Origin of the sequence: Rhizobium sophorae (assembly GCF_013087515.1) — a bacterium.
Classification (GTDB): domain Bacteria; phylum Pseudomonadota; class Alphaproteobacteria; order Rhizobiales; family Rhizobiaceae; genus Rhizobium; species Rhizobium sophorae.
In genome coordinates this window covers 291,576-308,504 of the sequence record NZ_JABFCN010000023.1, presented here as the reverse complement: position 1 = coordinate 308,504, position 16,929 = coordinate 291,576, and the positions used below count along the sequence as shown (strand labels likewise).

The following is a 16,929-nucleotide window of genomic DNA, read 5'->3' as shown; positions in this document are numbered from 1 at the left end:
GATCACCCGTGCAGTGATGCCGTCAGCCAGGCGGCGGCAAGGTCGCGTGCATTGCTTCGCTTGGCTTTGACCGGCACGATCACGTTGTAACGATCTTCCGCGGCAAGCTCGCCGCCGCCGACCTGCACCAGGGTTCCATCCTCCAGAAACGTGCCCACCAGCATGCGCCATCCCAAGGCAATACCTTGGCCGGCGCGCGCGGCTGCAATGGTTTCGGTATAGTGGTTGAACCGAAGCGACGGCTTTACCTCTAGGTTGGCGCCGGTGAGCGAAAACCACTGCGCCCAGCTATACCAGGAACGATCGAGAACGTCCGTTTCGATGAATTCGTCGGCGGAGCCGAGCGCGCCATCTCCGCGACGCCTGAGATAGTCGGGAGAGCAGACGGGGCAGATGACGTCGCCGTGCGAGGCGATGACGGTGCCATCGCTGAAGGGAGGCACACCATATCGAATTGCCACATCGACTTCTCCGTTATCGAGAGCGATCGGGCTGTCCTGGGATATCACCCGCACCAGGATGCCGGGGTTCGCACGGCGAAACTCGGCCAGCCGCGGCAGCAGCCAGAAAGAAGAGAATGCAACGGTCGCCCCTATGGTCAACACGTCCTGGCTGCGCGACTGGAGCGCTTCCACGCTCTCGGCGATATCGGCAAAGCTCTTGGCCAGCGTGGCTCCGAGGTTGATGCATGCCAACGTGGGCTCGATCGCCCGATGCTTGCGCACGAACAAGGGCTGGCCGAATTCTTCCTCCAGCAATGCAATCTGTCTGCTGACCGCCGCCTGGGTGACACCCAATTCGGTCGCAGCCGTGGTGAAGCTCTTCTTTCTGAGCACCGCCTCCAGGGTCACCAGTGCCGTCAGCGATGGGATCCGTCTTCGAAAGTGCATCACAGAACTCCTCATCGCATGATAAAAACTCATGCGAACCTAATTTTTTATGCCGTTGAAATATCAGCTCTGCAAGGGCAATCTCAGGAAACTCTCGCATAAGAGGTTCTGATGCTAAACAAGCTCCCGTCTTCCATTTCCGCCCTTCTCGACGCTCGTGCCAATGGTCACTCTCTGCCGGCCGGCCTTTACGTCAGAGAAGACGTGTTCGAAGCAGACATCGACGTCTTCTTCCACAATCACTGGATTTGTGTCGGTCTCGATTGCGATGTTCCCGAACCCGGTGACGCCACGGTCATCGATATCGGCAGGACGAGCCTGATCCTTCTGCGTGACGACGACGGAGAAATTCGCGTCCTGCACAACGTCTGCCGCCATCGCGGCTCCCGCCTTCTCGATCCGGGCAAGACGATCGTCTCAAAACTCGTCTGTCCCTATCACACATGGACATACGAACTGACGGGTGAGCTCAGCTACGCGCCTCACATGGGCAAGGACTTCGACAAGGAGTGTCGGAGCCTCAAGCCCGTCACTTTCAAGTCGATCGGCGGACTGATTTATGTCTGTCTCTCCGACAATCCGCCCGAGGACATTGCTATCCTCGAACAGACCATGACCGAGCGCCTCGCCCCCTACGACATCCGGAACGCAAAGATCGCCTTCCAAACGGATGTCATCGAGGACGGCAACTGGAAGCTCACGATGGAAAACAATCGCGAATGCTACCATTGCTCCGCGAACCATCCGGAGCTTTGTGTATCCTTCGTCGATCTCGACTTCGGCTTCGATCCCGAGACGCTGAGCCCGGAGGATCGCGAACAGGCCGAGGAGCATTTCAGGCTGTATGAAGAGCGGACCAAGGCGTGGGAGTCTGACGGCTTCCCCTCGGCTGCGGTCGAGCAGCTCGCCGACTGCGCCACCAATTTCCGCACCCAGCGGCTGATCATCGCCGGCGCCGGCGAATCCCAGACCCATGATGCCACCGCCGCATCCTCCAAGCTTCTTGGGCACATGACCCGCAAGGATCTCGGCGACACGCATCTTTGGGGCCACAACAGCTGGAACCACTTCATGGGCGACCATGCCGTGGTGGCAACCGTCATTCCGCTCTCCGCGGGCAAGACGCTGGTCAGAACCAAGTGGCTGGTCCACAAGGACGCCGTCGAAGGCGTAGATTACGATCTCGACAAGCTGACGGATGTCTGGGTCGCGACGACGGACCAGGATGCCGACCTTGTCGCGCGCTCCCATGCCGGCGCTCTCGACCCGGCCTATCAGCCAGGCCCCTACTCCCGCTTTTCCGAGACGAACCTCGACAAGTTCGCCAGCTGGTACATCGATCGGATGCGCGCCCATGGATACTAGGAGCCCGCAGATGCCCGCAGCCAGGGCCGCCCTTCACGACCTATGGAACCCTGAAGAAGACGACGCGCTCGTCTGCCTCGACGTTCAGCAGGAGACCCATGACGTCAAGACGTTCACCTTTGCCTCCCGTGAGGGCAAGCGGTTCATGTTCAAGGCAGGGCAGTATTTTCTGTTCGACCTGGAACATAATGGAGACGCTGAAAACAGGTGCTACAGCATCTCGTCTTCGCCGCATCGGACGAACGCCTTCTCCGTGACGGTGAAGCGCGTTCCCGGCGGCAAGATCTCCAACTGGCTTCATGACACCCTGGTTCCCGGCGCGACCGTCAGGGCGAACGGCCCGCTCGGCCACTTCGTCAGGCCCGAGACGTCGGGACGTAAGCTTCTGCTTTTGTCCGGCGGCTCCGGCATTACCCCCGTCATGTCCATTCTGCGGGAACTCGCCGACAGTTGCGAACCTGCCGACGTCGTCTTCATGCATGCCGGCCGGACGCCGCAGGATCTGATCTTTCGCGACGAACTGGCCTGCATCGCCCGCAGGCTGAAAGGCCTACGCCTGCATTTCCTCCCGGAGACCGTAGCCGGCGAGCCGTCCTGGCCCGGTCTGACCGGCCGTATTTCGAAGGATTACATGCGGCTTGCGGTTCCCGATATCGCCGAGCGAACCGTGATGTGCTGCGGCCCCGCCCCGTTCATGGCCGCCGCGCGCGGCATTGCCGCCGAACTCGGCGTGCCCGGCTCGAACTACCTGGAGGAAAGCTTCGACGCCGCGGTCATCGACGAACCCGAAATCCCTGCGGTTCAGGAGGCATCTGCCAAGGTCTTTCAGGTCACCTTCTCGAAGCAGGCCCGCAGCATCGACGTCTCCGCCGACCAGAGCGTGCTCTCATGTGCGAAGAAGTCAGGCGTCAGGATCCCGTCGTCCTGCGCGAATGGCGTCTGCGGCACCTGCAAGTCGAAGCTTACGTCAGGCACGGTCGACATGAACCACAATGGCGGAATTCGTCAGCGGGAAATCGACGCCGGCCTTTTCCTGCCCTGCTGCTCCAAGCCGCTCAGCGATCTTGTCATCGAACGCTGAGCGCTGGGTACGCACCACCCGAGGAGCCTACTTAGCTGATCCGGCATTGCGCGTTCAGTGCGCTCTCAAAGCTGCCGCGCGATGCTGCGAAGGCGTTTGCCCGAATGTGCGCTTGAACGTTCTCGTAAACTGCGAGGCGTTTTCGAAGCCGACATCCAGTGCGATCTCGATCAGCGGCGCCTTCGACTGGGCAAGGATCGACTTCGCCCGCTCCATTCGGACGCGACTATAGGCCTTGGCTGGAGACATTCCTGTCTTGTCGATGAAGATCCTCTCCAGCTGCCGTCGCGAGAGTCCAACCGTAGAGGCAAGCTTCTCGATCGACATGCTGCCGTCGACGAACTGCTCCATCGTGATCATCGCCGCCTTGACGCGGGCATCGTCATAATCGTCATAGAGCGGACGCCGGGGCTGGACGTCCGCAGGTGCGCGGGCGCGCTCGATCTGCAGCACCTCAAGCGCGTTTCGTTCGGCATCGCGGCTGATGTATTTCCTGACCAGCAACGCCGCCATGTCGGCGGCGCTGCTGCCGCCGGCGCAGGACCCACGCTGGCGGTCGAGATTGAAGAGCCGGTCGGAACGAACGCTAAGGTCGGGGAAACGCTCCCGGAACTCCTTGTAGTGCAGCCAGCTCACACAGGATTCATGCCGCTTCATCAGGCCCGCCGCGGCAAGAATGAACGTACCGGTGCACACGCCGATCAGCGGCACCTTCTTGGCATCCGCCTGCTTGAGGAAAGCGATGGTCTGCTGGTCGACGGGATTTTCCACCGTCAGCAGGCCGCCGACGACGACGATGTAGTCGAAGCGCGACGGGTCGACGAAATCCGACGTCGGCGCGACTTGGACACCGCAGCTCGCGGTGATCAGATGACGCGTGCTGCCGATCACCTGCCAGTCGGCGAGGACCCTTCCGGAACGATCCTGTTCATCGCTGGCAAGCCGTAGCGTGTCCACGAAGAGCGCGAAAGCCGACAGCGTGAACGATCGCGCCAGAACGAAACCCACCTTGAGCCGGGCAGCGGGCTTCGCGGCGCCGTCTGCCTGCCGATGCTGCCCGGGTCGCATAGTCATCTCATCACCGTTTCTGAATGCATTCAACGAATCTGAAAACCGTGCGCCAGCGGATCACGATCGTCAACGAAAATGGTGTTATGGCCGATGACGCGCGCCCAGCCTCCGATACTCGGCAGAATACCGCTATAGGGCCCAATGCGTGCCTCGGCTACGACCCGGCCCTCGAAGACGGTTCCGATCAGGCTTTCATGCCGGTATCTCGACCCTACGGTAAGCCGTCCCTTCCCATAGAGTTGGGCCATGCGGGCGGAGGTGCCGGTGCCGCCCGGCGAGCGATCAATGGCCTTCTCGCCATAGAAGACCGCGCACCGCCCATCCGAAGTGTCGTTGACGGGGCGGTCGCACCAGATCGCATGATGCACGCCGCGGATCCTGGCGTCGTGGGGATGAATGGGATCGCAGATATCGGCAAGTGCCGACCTGAGCTTCTGGCTGCAGCCGACAATGTCCGATGCGGTCATGCCGTCGAGGCCACTCCAGTTTTCCTGCGGTTCGATGACGGCATAATAGTTGCCGCCATAGGATATGTCGACGCGCAGACGGCCCATTCCCGACACATCGACCTCGACATCAGCCTCATGAAGATAGCTCGCAATATTGTGGAGACGAACGGATTCGACATATCCGCCCTTCTGCTCATAAGTGACGTCGACCCTTCCTGCAGGCGTCTCGATGGCAAGCCTTCCCGGCTCCCGCGGCTTGACGAGCCCCTCCTCGATCGCGGCGGTCACGGTGCCGATGGTGCCGGCGCCACACATCGGCAGGCAACCGCTCACTTCGATGAAAAGAACGGCAAAATCGCAATCCTCCCGGTAGGCCGGATAGATGATCGCGCCCGACATGATGTCATGCCCCCTTGGCTCGAACATCAGCGCCTTGCGCACCCAGTCGTGATCCCGGACAAAAATCTCCCGTCGCTCACTGATCGGCGCATGCGGAAGCAGCGGACCACCTCCGGCGACGAGGCGCACGGGATTTCCCGACGTATGGGCGTCGATGCAGAAGAAGCTGTTTCTCATCTTTTTGTGTCTCTTGCTCATCTCGTCTTCGGCAGCCTGTCACGGTCGAGCAGGCCGCGGGACAGCCGGTCGAGCAGAAGAGCGACGGCGACGATCGCCAGGCCCGCCCGCAGGCCAAGCCCCATCTCCATGCGCGTCAGGCCGCGCGTCACCTCGGCGCCGAGACCGCCGGCGCCGACGAGCCCCGCCAATACCACCATCGCCAGTGACAGAAGGATGCATTGGTTGAGCCCGACGAGGAGCGTCTGCCTGGCCAAGGGGATCTCGATCTTCCAAAGCACCGAACGAGGCGGCGCGCCGATCGCGCTGCCGAGTTCCACGAATTCTCTCGGCACCTGGTTGAACGCCAGCGTGGTCAGGCGGAGCATCGGCGGAATGCCATAAACGATGGTAGCGATGATTGCCGGCACACGTCCAAGGCTGAAGATCATCACCGCAGGAATGAGGTAGACCCATGGCGGCACGGTCTGCATCACGTCGAGAACCGGACGAACCATCGCCTCCAATGTCTTGTGGCGCGAGCACAGGACGCCGATCGGAAAGGCGATGAGCACGGAGATCAGAACCGCGACAGTGACCAGGGAGAGGGTCTGCATCGATGCCGTCCACAGCCCCATGAGGAGACAGAACCCCAGGCAAAGACCCGCAAGGATCGCGGCGTGCAGACCGACGGCGACGAATGCCAGGATGACGACGATCGCAATAAGCCCATAGGGCGGCACGAAGAGGAGTGCCGCCTCGAATCCGGAAAGGAGCGCTTCGACCAGGTAACTGATCGCCGCAAACAGCGGATGAAGGTTGGTGTTGAGCCAATCGACTAACGGCGCCAGGAAAGCGCCGGGCGAAAACTGCAGGTTGGACGGATTCATGACTTCCTCACCGTTCCCAAGCGAGCGGCGCTCTGGGTTATCCGGTCAAGCACCATGGTCAGGACCACGATGGCGATCGCTCCATTGATGGAGGTCGCGATGTCGAGCGTTCTGATCGCGCCATAGATCGTCTCGCCAAGCCCGCCGGAACCGACGATGCCTGCGATGACGACCATGCCGAAGGCCATCATCAGGCTCTGGTTGATCCCTGCCATGATGCTCGGCAGCGCGAAGGGAAGGCGGATCTTGAAGAACATCTTGGCCGGCGTCATCCCCAGCGCCTCTCCAAGCTCGATGAACTCCCTGGGCGTCATCCGGATACCGAGAGACGTCAGCCGGATTGCCGGCGGCACGGCGACGATCACCGTCGCAATCAGTGCCGTCGCCGGTCCGTAGCCGAGCAGGGCAATCGCCGGCAGCAGGTAGATGTATGGCGGAAGCGTCTGGATAAGATCCAGGCCGGGCTCCATGAAGCGATCGAGGGCGGGGAAGAAACCGGCGGCAATACCGATTGGTATCCCGATCGCCAGGGCGAGTGCGGTTGCGGTCAAGACCAGCGCGAGCGTGCTCATCGTCTCGGGCCAGAGGCCCATGGAAAAACAAAGCGCCAGCGCGGCGCCGCTCAACACGGCGAACCAGACATTGACCAGCCGCCAGCCGATGAGCGCCACGATCAGCGCGACCAGGTAGAAAGGCGGAAGCTGCAGGAGCCAGAGGATCCCGTCATAGAGCCCTTCGAGAACCTGTCTGATAGAATCGAAAAGGAATTCGCCGTTGTCGCTCACCCACTCGAGCGCCGAGTCCGTCCATTCGTCAAAAAGATCGGTGAAGCCTGAACTATCCATGTCAATCAGCTCCAGTTGTGGGACGCCGCCGGGAGATCGTGGGTGGAGGTTCCCTTGACGCCCATCAGCAGGCTGCGTGGCGTGACCACGCCGACGATCTGATCATTGTCGACGACGGCGATGGCGTCGCGCTCCGACTGCATCGTCAGTGTGATGAGTTCGTCGATGTCGGCGTCCGGCGTCGTGCGCACCAGCGACGCGATGTCGGAATTCGGCGCGCTCTGCTGGAATTCGGCGACGCTGCGCATGACGGAATGCGCCTTGATCAGATGGAGGCGGGATATGCCGGCGACGAATTCGGCGACATAGGCATCCGCCGGGTTGAGGATGATTTCCTCGGCCGTGCCGGTCTGGATGATGACGCCGTCCTTCATGATAGCAATGCGGTCGCCGATCCGGATCGCCTCGTCGAGATCATGGGTGATGAAGACCGCGGACTTGCCCAAGGCTTTCGTCAGTTGCCGGAATTCGTCCTGAAGCTGACGCCGGATGAGCGGATCGAGAGCGCTGAACGGCTCGTCCATCAGAATGATCTCGGGGTCGGAAGCAAGCGCGCGGGCGAGCCCGACGCGTTGCTGCATGCCACCGGAAAGCTCGTTCGGATATCGGTTCACCCAGTCGGCGAGGCCGACCTTCTCGAGCGCTGCAACGGCTGTCTTGTTTCGCTCCGGCTTGGCAATTCCCTGAACCTCGAGGCCGAAGGCCGCATTTTCCAGGACTGTCCGATGCGGCAACAGAGCGACGCTTTGAAACACCATGCCGATGTTCCTGGCGCGCATCTGCCGGAGATCGACCGGCGACAGGGCGGCGAGGTCACGTCCCTTGACGAGGACTTTCCCAGAGCTCGGCGTGATCAGCTTGTTGAGAAGGCGAATGAGCGTCGATTTTCCGCTTCCCGACAATCCCATGATGCAGAAGATTTCGCCACGTCGGACCTCAATGCTCGCGTCGGATACGCCGACGACACAGTTGAACTCCTTCAGGACCTCTTTTTTGCCGAGGCCGCGCGCCTTGATTGACTTCATTGCCGCAGCGGACTTGTCACCGAAGACTTTCCAAAGGGATTGGCAGTCGATCAGGACGTCATTGATATCGGCATTTACGGTTTTCATAGCGATCCCCTTGAGCCAATCGGTGCTGGCTTCTCTCGTTGAACCTCACAGCGTCCTTTGTGCGTCTGAAAGGACGCGGCGCTGTGGCCGCCCGACGGATCGGACGGCCACGACGCGTTTAGTTCTTCTTGATGTTTTCCCAGCGCTTGATCAGGTCGGCATGCGCGCCGATCCAATCCTGCACGGCCTGGTCCATCGTCTTGCCTTCATTGACTGCGCCGTTGATGGCGGTGATGTCGGCGATCGGCACATAGACGCTGGCCATCACTTCACGCGCATGCGGGTTCTCTTCAGAGAAGCCCTTGTGGCCGATCCAGTAGTAGCTCTGCGGCGGCGGGAATACGCCCTTCGGATCCTTGAGGTACTTGACCTCGTACTTCTGGACCATCCAGGACGGCTCCCAGATCGTCACCGCAATCCACTCCTTGCGATCATAGGCGGACTTCAGCGCCGCCGTCATCGCGGCGGTGCTACCCTCGACGAGCTGGAGCTTGAGGCCGTAGTCCTTAACCGCGTTCGAGGTATCGCGCATCAGGCCGGAACCCGGTTCGATGCCGATGATCTTGCCGCTGAACTTGTCGGCGTTTTCATTGAGCTGTTCCAGCGAGTCGATCGGGACATATTTGGGAACCGCAACGCCCTGATAGAGGCCGTGCGAAACGGGCGAAATCTTTTCAAGGCGGTTCTTGTTCTTGTCCCAGTAGTCCTGCGCAACATAGTCCGTCTGCGAGGTGAGAACCTGGATGTCACCCTTGGCGAGAGCGGCGTAGGCGATGCCCCACTCGGAGAACTCGGTCACCTTGACCGTATAGCCAGCGTCTTCGAGAACCTTCTTGGTGATACCGGTGATGGGCGTCAGGTCCTCCCACGACATCGTACCCATGGTGATCGTCTTTTCTTCCGCGCGAGCAGGAAGGATGCTCACTCCGATCATCGCAGCGGCGCAGAGCGCCTTCCACAAGGTCTTCATTGTTCTTACTCCTGTTTTTCGTTCCCATTGTCATTGAAGTCTGCGAGCGGGCAGTCTTCATATTGCGCGGGCCGAGGGATCATCCCTCGCGGCCTGCACGCAATTCCTGCAAACGGATCATCGCGTTGATGCCCAGCCAGGCGAACGGCTCCGGCGGGAGCCTCGAAGGCTCAGGGTGATCCATGTATTGTTCGAGATGCCGGGAGGCCGTTCGGGTCGCCAGTTCTGCCGCCATCATGCCGGCGAGTGTGCTCTTGACCGTCCCAAGCCCGTTTTCGCAGCATGCGGAAAACAGTCCTTCTTCGATCTCGCCGAAGGCGGGGACGTGGTTCCGGCTGAGGCACAGACGACCCGCCCAGCTATGTTCGAAAGGGACATCCGCGAGACCCGGGAACCTCGCGTCGAGCGCGTCTCGATGGGCCTTGGCCATCTTGCCCATGCGCCAGTCCGACGCCTCCAGCTTGTTTTCGTAGGTGTACTTCGTGCGGATTACGATCCGCGACTGGCCAGCGGAGGTAATCTTTCGAATCGTGGCTCCCATCGCATCTGCTGGGAGCAGCGCCCATTTGTCCTGCCCTGAGGCCTTCTGGCCGAAGTCGTCTGCTGGAAACGGCGCTGTCATCGAGGCATAAGCGAAGATGTGCATCAGGCGGCCGCGATAGTGCCCGAAATCGTCGATGTGGCCATTGACCCCAAGGATCACCTTTGGAGCAGTGACCTTCCCTCGGTTTGTCATGGCGCTCCAGGTGTCGCTGTCTTGCTTGAGTGAATTGACAGGAGAATGCTCGAAGATACTGACCCTGCCCGACAGGCCCGCCGCAAAAGAGCGGATGTAATCGGCGGGCTGGATAAGCACCGCTCCGGGCGTGTAAAGCCCGCCGGTGTAGTAATCCGATGCGGTGATCTCCCGCATCTCTTTCGCGTCGAGAAACGTATGCTTCTCGCCAGCGCCCATCAGGGATTCTCCGAAGCTCCGGTTGAGCCTCAGGCCGCGAGCAGTGGCCGCGGCGTTGATCTTTCCCGCCGGGTCGAATGTCTCGCGCGACATCCCGTATTCCTCAGCTGCCTGCGCGGCAAAGGCTATCGCTGAGCGGTTCTGGGCCATCTCCAGCCGAGTGGCTTCCGCCTCTCCACTCGAATACTCCCCGCCTGAAAGATTGTGCGGAACGTCGATCATGAAGCCGGAATTTCGGCCCGACGTCCCCTTCCCCACTTCGCTTGCATCAAGGATAACGATCTTGTCATCTGGCCGAAGTTCGAGAAGACGGCGCGCCGCCGAGAGGCCAGCGAACCCCGCGCCGACGATCAGCCAATCCGCGGTCACGTCGCCGTCGAGGGGCCGGACCGGGAAAGGACGCTCGCTGACCGCCTCCCAGCCCGAGACGCCATTCTCAACAGGCAAACGTTTGACCGACTTCGAGATCATCGGATGGTCTCGTCGACCGAGCGTTCCGAGACATCGATCCAGATCGTCTTGAGTTCGCAGTAGTTATCGTGGGCGAAGACCGACTTGTCGCGGCCGCCGAACCCGGACTCCTTGTAGCCACCGAACGGCGTAGTAGCGTCCCCTTCTCCGAAGCAGTTGACGGTGACGACGCCGGCGCGGATCTCGCGCGAGAGCCTGATGGCGTTCCTCAGGCTGCCGGTATAGACGGACGCCGTGAGACCGTAATTCGTGTCGTTGGCAAGAGCGATCGCTTCGGCAAGCGAATTGAACGTCGTGACCGAAAGCACCGGGCCGAAGATCTCTTCCTGGAAGAGGCGGCTGGCAGGCGTTACACCCTCGACCACTGTCGGTTCGATAAAGATGCCGCCATGCGTTTCACCGCCATGGGTGACCGTCAGCTTCTCCTTCCTGGCGTCGTCGAGGAAGGATTTCACCTTCTCGAAATGGGCCTTGCTGACAAGCGCGCCGATGCGGTTTGCAGGGTCGAGCGGATCGCCCGTCTTCCATTCGCGCATATAGGCGCCGACGCGCTTCAGCAGCTCGTCCTTAACCTTGGAATGAACGATGAGACGTGACGTGGCCGAGCAGTTCTCGCCCATGTTCCAGAAGGCGCCGTTGACAACCTGCTCGGCAACGAGGTCCAGGTCTTCGGCATCGTCGAGAACGACCGCGGGGTTCTTGCCGCCGCATTCGAGCACGACGCGCTTGAGGTTCGAATCCGCTGCATAGCGTAGGAAGCGGCGGCCGGTGGGCGTCGATCCGGTGAAGGCCACCATATCGACATCCATGTGCATGCCGATCGGTTCGCCGACCTCCTTGCCGCCTCCGGTCACGACATTGAACACGCCGGCTGGAATGCCCGCTTCATGGGCGAGTTCGGCGACGCGCAGCGTTGTGAGCGTCGTCTCCTGTGCAGGCTTGACGATAACCGAGCAGCCGGCAGCGAGCGCCGGGCCGATCTTCCAGGCCAGCATCAAAAGCGGGAAATTCCACGGAAGTACGCATCCGACGACGCCGACCGGCTCACGCACGATCATCGTCAGTGCGTTGGCGCCGACAGGCGCGGTGTTGTCATAGAGCTTGTCGATCAGTTCGGCGTGCCAACGGATCGTGTGAATGGTATCGGGAACATCGACCGTCTGGCATTCGCCGACAGGCTTGCCACTGTCGAGGCTCTCCATGACGGCGAGCTCATGACGATTGTCCTCCAGCAGCCTGGCGAGCTTGAGGAGCACCGTCTTGCGTTCTGCCGGCGAACGCAGCCGCCAGCGGCCGTCGTCGAAGGCCTGCTTTGCCTTGGCGACGGCGGCGTCGACATCGGTGGCGTCGCATGCGGCGATCTCGGCGAGAACCTCACCCGTCGCGGGATTCGTCGAGGTGAATGTCTGCCCGGAATTGGACGGGCGAAATGCGCCGTCGACGAAGGCATTCGTCGGAAACTGAAGGCCGGCGGCGATCGCCTTGTATTCGGAGGCGGTCAAGGGTTCATGCATGATTTGCTCCCGAGGTGATCTGGCCGACCGTGCGCTTCAAGGTGACGACGACGGCCTGAAGGGTTCGCTTTTCTTCGGAGTTGAGCGGACGCAGCGGCGCGCGGACCGATCCGACATTCAGCCCGATCAATTCGCATCCATGCTTGATCGATTGGACGAACTTCCCGCATTCCAGGAAATCCATGAGCGGCAGCATCGCCGTCATGATGGCGCGGCCCTTATCGAAATTCTTTTCGAGGACGCAGGCTTCGTAGAGGGCGACATGCTCGCGCGGGAGGAAATTGGAGCCCGCGCAGACCCAGCTCTTCGCACCCCATGCGAAGAACTCGAGCGCCTGGTCGTCCCAGCCGCAGGACAGCGCAATATGGGGGAATTTCCGTGCAAGCAGGTGCAGATTGCCCATGTCGCCGGAGCTTTCCTTGATGGCGATCACGTTTCTGGACTTGCCGAGACGGGAGAAATACTCCTCGCCCATCATCACGCCCATGCGGGCCGGATAATTGTAGAGCATGATCGGCAGGTTCGCCGCGCGGTCGACGGTCAGGGCGTGGACCGCATTCTCGCGCTCGGTCGGCAGCGCGTATGGCGGCGACGACACCAGGATTGCATCCGCGCCGATTTCCTTCGCCGCCTTTGCGTATTCGACCGAATCTTCGGTCCGCGTGGCGCCGGTTCCGATAATGAGCGGCAGCCGCGTGCCGATGACTTCCCTCGCATAGGCTGCGAGCTCGAAACGCTCCTGGCTGCTCTGGGCGTAGTATTCGCCCGTCGAGCCGCCGACGATGATGCCGTGGACGCCTGCCTCGATCAGCGACTCGAGCACGGCGGCAAATCCAGCCCTGTCGATCTGGCCATTTTGATCAAGCGGAGTCACCGCCGGCGTATAGATCCCCTCAAACTTCACGACGATTTCTCCAAGAGTTGCGTGGCGGGGCCGCCGAGGAAGGCGTCCGCCTTGAGGCCTTGCGGGGCGATGAACATTTCCATGTTCTCGCGGGACAATTCCCAGTGCTCGAAGACGAGGTCGACCACGGCATTCTCGTCGTGAGCGCCGAGCGCATCGATGAAGCTGTCATGATGGCCGACGGCCACTTGAAGCCGCCGCTTCATGTCCTCGTTCCTCGGCCGGAAGAAGGTGTGACCGATACGCGCGTGATCGATGAGCAGCCGGCCAAGGCTTGGCTGCAGATAGACGTTGCCCGACATCTCGCCGAAAATTTCGTGAAAGCGATTGTTCTCGAGGACCATCGCCAGAGCGTCCATGTTGTCGCTGGCGGCGCGGAACCGCTCCTGGGTCTGCTTCAGGTCTAAAAGCTGGACAGGCTTGAAATTCTGCACGGCGAGACGGCCGATCGCCGCGTAGACCATCGGCGCGACGAGAAAGAAATTCCGCAGGGTGGAGTGGTTCATCGGGATGACCCGCGCACCCCTGTTCTCGCGGATGTCGATATAGCCCTCACCGGCAAGGCGCCGGAATATGTCGCGGACCGGCGTCCGGGAGAGGCCGTATTTTTCGCTTAAACTGGCCTCATCCAGATCGGCATCCGGATCCAGCTCCATCGTCAGAATCTGTCGTTTCAGATCTTCGTAGAGATTGCTCTTCGGTGTCTTCGCCATCGTCGCTCTCCGGCCGCTGGTTGCTCTACGCCGCAAAAATGGCACGCCCCCCGCCGCGAGTCAATAATTGTGTACTTTATGTACACAATTATTATTCCTTAAATACACAATAATTCCAAGCAAGGCGGCCCAATGTCCTTTCGGGCGTCATTTCAAAGCGCGACCCATGATCGGCGCTCCACGGCGACGGCCATCGCGGGGTTTCTTTCCAAGCGGATTATGGTGGCAGGTCGGTGAGAATTTCTCTGCAATCGAGGTTGATGCAGTGCGCATCGACGTTGATCATCAGGCGTCGGAAGCCTGGCCGCCGGCAGGCCGGCGCGCGGTCATCACGGCGTATCTCGATATCCGGATAGCGGCGGTTTTGCTGGGGAGCGCCGAGCTCGGCGCTCCCCGACATCGATCACGCGGCCAGGACGCCGCTCTTCTTGGCGACCCAGGTTGCGATGTAGTCCATAAGGCCAGGGTTCAGGCAATCGTAAGGCTCGAGGCCGGACGTCCTCAACTGCGCCCTGACGGCGTCCATCTTGGGGGGGTCGAAGCCGCTTTCGATGATCGACGACACGAAGGCCGCAAAGCCCGGCTTCGCCCAGCCGCTTTCCTGAAACAGTTCCGGATGGACGAACGACAATCCCTGGAACGCATGTTCGCGCACGACCGGCCCATACATATGCACCCCGCATTCCTTGCAGGCGTGGCGCTGGATCAAGGCAGCCGAATCGACGACAGCGAGCTTGTCGCCATTCTCCTGAACTTCGACGCTTTCGGTCGGCACAACTGCCACGACTGAAAAGACTGCGCCCTCGGGCTTCCAGCACTTCGTGCAGCCGCAGGCATGATTGTGGGCGATATCGCTCTTGATCCTGACCTTCACGGGGTTGCTGGCGCACTTGCAGACAAGCGTCCCGCCTGCGAAAGCAGCGTCAGTCGCCCGAAAGCCTGAATCCACTGCCGGATGTATGGCTATGCTGGTCATGGGTTTCTCCTCCCCTTCTGGGCCGTTTGCGATATGCCCGGCCAAGCTCTGCAATCAGTCTCCCAACCTTCGCGCGTGCCAGCGCAGATGGTCTTCCATGAAAGTCGAAATGAAGAAGTAGGAGTGGCCGTAGCCTTCCTGCATGCGAAGCCGCAGGCTGATGCCGGCCGTTTCGCAGGCTTGCCTGAGCTCTTCAGGGCGCAATCCATCCTCCAGGAAGCCATCCGCCGTCCCCTGATCGACGAGGAATTCCGGGAACCGGTGCCCGTCCTCGATCAGCGAGCAGGCATCATATGCCCGCCAGCGCGTTTCATCCGATCCGAGGTATTTCTGGAATGCCGGCTTTGACCAGCCGGAGACCGATGGATGACTGATCGGCGCGAAGGCCGAGCAGCTGCCGAAGCGTTCGGGATTCTTGAGCGCAATCGTGATCGCGCCGTGGCCCCCCATCGAGTGACCGAAGATGCCCTGTCGCGTCATGTCGACCGGAAACTCGGCCTCGATAAGCTTCGGCAATTCATCGACGACGTAGCTGTACATCCGATAGTTCTGCGCGAACGGCGGCTCGGTGGCGTCGACGTAGAAGCCGGCCCCCTTTCCGAACTGCCAATTACCAGGTTCATCCGGGACGGCATCGCCCCGCGGACTGGTGTCGGGGCAGACGATGATCATGCCGAGTTCTGCGGCAAGACGCCGATACTCGCCCTTTTCCATGACGTTGGCATGGGTGCAGGTCAGACCGGAAAGGTACCATAGAACCGGCAGCTTTCGTGCTTTGGCCTGTGGCGGCAGGAATACCGCAAAGGTCATGTCGCAGTCGCAGACATCTGAGCGATCGAGGTAAACGCCCTGGGTGCCGCCATGAGAATTTTCGGTCGAGATCGTCTTCATGGCTCAGTACACAACCACGCCGCGGATGCTTTCGCCCTTGTGCATCAGCTCGAAGCCCTTGTTGATGTCATCCAGCGGCATGGTGTGGGTGATCATCGGATCGATCTGGATCTTGCCCTGCATGTACCAGTCGACGATCTTCGGCACGTCGGTGCGGCCGCGCGCGCCGCCGAAGGCGGTGCCCATCCAGTTGCGGCCGGTAACCAGCTGGAAGGGACGGGTGGAGATTTCCTGGCCGGCGCCGGCAACGCCGATGATAATGGACTTGCCCCAGCCGCGGTGGGAAGCTTCCAGCGCCTGGCGCATCACCTTGGTGTTGCCGGTGCAGTCGAAGGTGTAGTCGGCGCCGCCGATCAGGTCGCCGTGGCGCTTGGTCAGGTTGACGAGATAGGGCACGATGTCGTCGCCGACCTCCTTCGGATTGACAAAATGCGTCATGCCGAACTTTTCGCCCCATGCCTTGCGGTCAGGGTTGATATCGACGCCGATGATCATGTCGGCGCCGGCAAGCCTTAAGCCCTGGAGCACGTTGAGACCGATGCCGCCGAGCCCGAAGACGATCGCCGTCGCGCCCATCTCGACCTTGGCGGTGTTGATGACGGCGCCGATGCCGGTCGTGACACCGCAGCCGATGTAGCAGATCTTGTCGAACGGCGCGTCGGGATTGACCTTGGCAAGGGCGATCTCCGGCAGCACGGTGAAGTTCGAAAAGGTCGAGCAGCCCATATAGTGATGGATCTTGTCCTTGCCGATCGAGAAGCGCGAGGTGCCGTCCGGCATCACGCCCTGGCCCTGGGTCGCGCGGATCGAGGTGCAGAGATTGGTCTTGCGCGAGGTGCAGGAATAGCATTCGCGGCATTCCGGGGTGTAGAGCGGAATGACGTGGTCGCCCTTCTTCACCGAAGTGACGCCGGGGCCGACATCGACGACGATGCCGGCGCCCTCATGGCCGAGGATCGCCGGGAAGAGGCCTTCCGGATCGGCGCCCGACAAAGTGAAATCGTCGGTGTGGCAGATGCCCGTCGCCTTGACCTCCACCAGCACTTCGCCGGCCCGCGGCCCCTCCAACTGCACGGTCATCACTTCGAGCGGTTTTCCTGCCTGAACGGCAACGGCGGCGCGAACGTCCATTTTGATATCCTTCCTCTTAAACTGAATTCTGATGCTGCATATTCGGATCGACCGGCTTCTCGCCGATCTGCTTCGCTGCGTTACCGCCGAGACTTCAAGCCCGGGCGTTCAAGCTTTTCGTTCATCTCGGACCCATTGTCGCAAGG

Annotated in this window: 17 protein-coding genes; 2 read left to right on the top strand and 15 right to left on the bottom strand. The window is 61.0% G+C overall.

The features are described 5' to 3' along the window. Window positions 1-2: 2 nt before the first annotated feature. Window positions 3-890 (bottom strand): LysR substrate-binding domain-containing protein, encoded by an 888-nt coding sequence (locus G9X64_RS15170; RefSeq protein ID WP_171376855.1) that lies wholly within the window; start codon window positions 888-890, stop codon window positions 3-5. Between the two features lie 111 nt (window positions 891-1,001). Here G9X64_RS15170 and G9X64_RS15165 point away from each other — a divergent pair, with 111 nt between their 5' ends. Beyond that, on the top strand, window positions 1,002-2,255 hold the full coding sequence (locus G9X64_RS15165) for an aromatic ring-hydroxylating oxygenase subunit alpha (RefSeq protein WP_168315900.1): 1,254 nt from the start codon (window positions 1,002-1,004) through the stop codon (window positions 2,253-2,255). A 10-nt stretch (window positions 2,256-2,265) separates the two neighbouring features. Beyond that, window positions 2,266-3,336, top strand: a complete 1,071-nt coding sequence (locus tag G9X64_RS15160; RefSeq protein ID WP_171376854.1) for an FAD-binding oxidoreductase — start codon at window positions 2,266-2,268, stop codon at window positions 3,334-3,336. Between the two features lie 54 nt (window positions 3,337-3,390). Here G9X64_RS15160 and G9X64_RS15155 read toward each other — a convergent pair whose 3' ends face one another. From G9X64_RS15155 to G9X64_RS15090, 14 genes are all read right to left on the bottom strand, one after another. Beyond that, window positions 3,391-4,404 carry a GlxA family transcriptional regulator gene (locus tag G9X64_RS15155; RefSeq protein WP_168313039.1) on the bottom strand — a complete coding sequence of 338 codons (1,014 nt, stop codon included), beginning with the start codon at window positions 4,402-4,404 and terminating at the stop codon, window positions 3,391-3,393. Between the two features lie 29 nt (window positions 4,405-4,433). After that, a complete protein-coding gene (locus G9X64_RS15150; protein WP_171376853.1) occupies window positions 4,434-5,432 on the bottom strand; it encodes a 4-hydroxyproline epimerase in 999 nt (332 codons plus the stop codon). 17 nt (window positions 5,433-5,449) lie between these two features. Further along, entirely contained in the window at window positions 5,450-6,301 is an 852-nt protein-coding gene (locus G9X64_RS15145; protein ID WP_171376852.1) for an ABC transporter permease, read from the bottom strand. Continuing rightward, window positions 6,298-7,146 carry an ABC transporter permease gene (locus G9X64_RS15140; RefSeq protein ID WP_171376851.1) on the bottom strand — a complete coding sequence of 283 codons (849 nt, stop codon included), beginning with the start codon at window positions 7,144-7,146 and terminating at the stop codon, window positions 6,298-6,300. The genes G9X64_RS15145 and G9X64_RS15140 overlap by 4 nt, the downstream gene beginning before the upstream one ends. Before the next feature lie 5 nt (window positions 7,147-7,151). Beyond that, the gene (locus G9X64_RS15135) at window positions 7,152-8,258 is read right to left on the bottom strand and encodes a quaternary amine ABC transporter ATP-binding protein (protein WP_171376850.1); all 1,107 of its coding nucleotides are present in this window, start codon (window positions 8,256-8,258) and stop codon (window positions 7,152-7,154) included. A gap of 118 nt (window positions 8,259-8,376) precedes the next feature. Continuing rightward, window positions 8,377-9,228, bottom strand: coding sequence for a glycine betaine ABC transporter substrate-binding protein (locus G9X64_RS15130; RefSeq protein WP_171376849.1), 852 nt, complete (start codon window positions 9,226-9,228; stop codon window positions 8,377-8,379). A gap of 79 nt (window positions 9,229-9,307) precedes the next feature. Continuing rightward, window positions 9,308-10,654 carry an NAD(P)/FAD-dependent oxidoreductase gene (locus G9X64_RS15125; RefSeq protein ID WP_171376848.1) on the bottom strand — a complete coding sequence of 449 codons (1,347 nt, stop codon included), beginning with the start codon at window positions 10,652-10,654 and terminating at the stop codon, window positions 9,308-9,310. Then, entirely contained in the window at window positions 10,651-12,168 is a 1,518-nt protein-coding gene (locus tag G9X64_RS15120; protein ID WP_171376847.1) for an aldehyde dehydrogenase, read from the bottom strand. The genes G9X64_RS15125 and G9X64_RS15120 overlap by 4 nt, the downstream gene beginning before the upstream one ends. Continuing rightward, on the bottom strand, window positions 12,161-13,072 hold the full coding sequence (locus G9X64_RS15115; RefSeq protein WP_171376846.1) for a dihydrodipicolinate synthase family protein: 912 nt from the start codon (window positions 13,070-13,072) through the stop codon (window positions 12,161-12,163). Before G9X64_RS15115 ends, G9X64_RS15120 begins: the two co-directional genes overlap by 8 nt. Further along, window positions 13,069-13,785 (bottom strand): GntR family transcriptional regulator, encoded by a 717-nt coding sequence (locus G9X64_RS15110; protein WP_171376845.1) that lies wholly within the window; start codon window positions 13,783-13,785, stop codon window positions 13,069-13,071. The genes G9X64_RS15115 and G9X64_RS15110 overlap by 4 nt, the downstream gene beginning before the upstream one ends. Window positions 13,786-14,002: 217 nt before the next feature. After that, entirely contained in the window at window positions 14,003-14,185 is a 183-nt protein-coding gene (locus tag G9X64_RS15105; RefSeq protein WP_171376844.1) for a hypothetical protein, read from the bottom strand. Window positions 14,186-14,188: 3 nt separating this feature from the next. After that, window positions 14,189-14,761, bottom strand: coding sequence for an S-(hydroxymethyl)glutathione synthase (gene gfa / locus G9X64_RS15100; RefSeq protein ID WP_171376843.1), 573 nt, complete (start codon window positions 14,759-14,761; stop codon window positions 14,189-14,191). A 54-nt stretch (window positions 14,762-14,815) separates the two neighbouring features. Further along, a complete protein-coding gene (gene fghA / locus G9X64_RS15095; protein WP_171376842.1) occupies window positions 14,816-15,652 on the bottom strand; it encodes an S-formylglutathione hydrolase in 837 nt (278 codons plus the stop codon). A 3-nt stretch (window positions 15,653-15,655) separates the two neighbouring features. Beyond that, window positions 15,656-16,783 (bottom strand): S-(hydroxymethyl)glutathione dehydrogenase/class III alcohol dehydrogenase, encoded by a 1,128-nt coding sequence (locus tag G9X64_RS15090; RefSeq protein WP_171376841.1) that lies wholly within the window; start codon window positions 16,781-16,783, stop codon window positions 15,656-15,658. Between the last annotated feature and the right edge of the window lie 146 nt (window positions 16,784-16,929).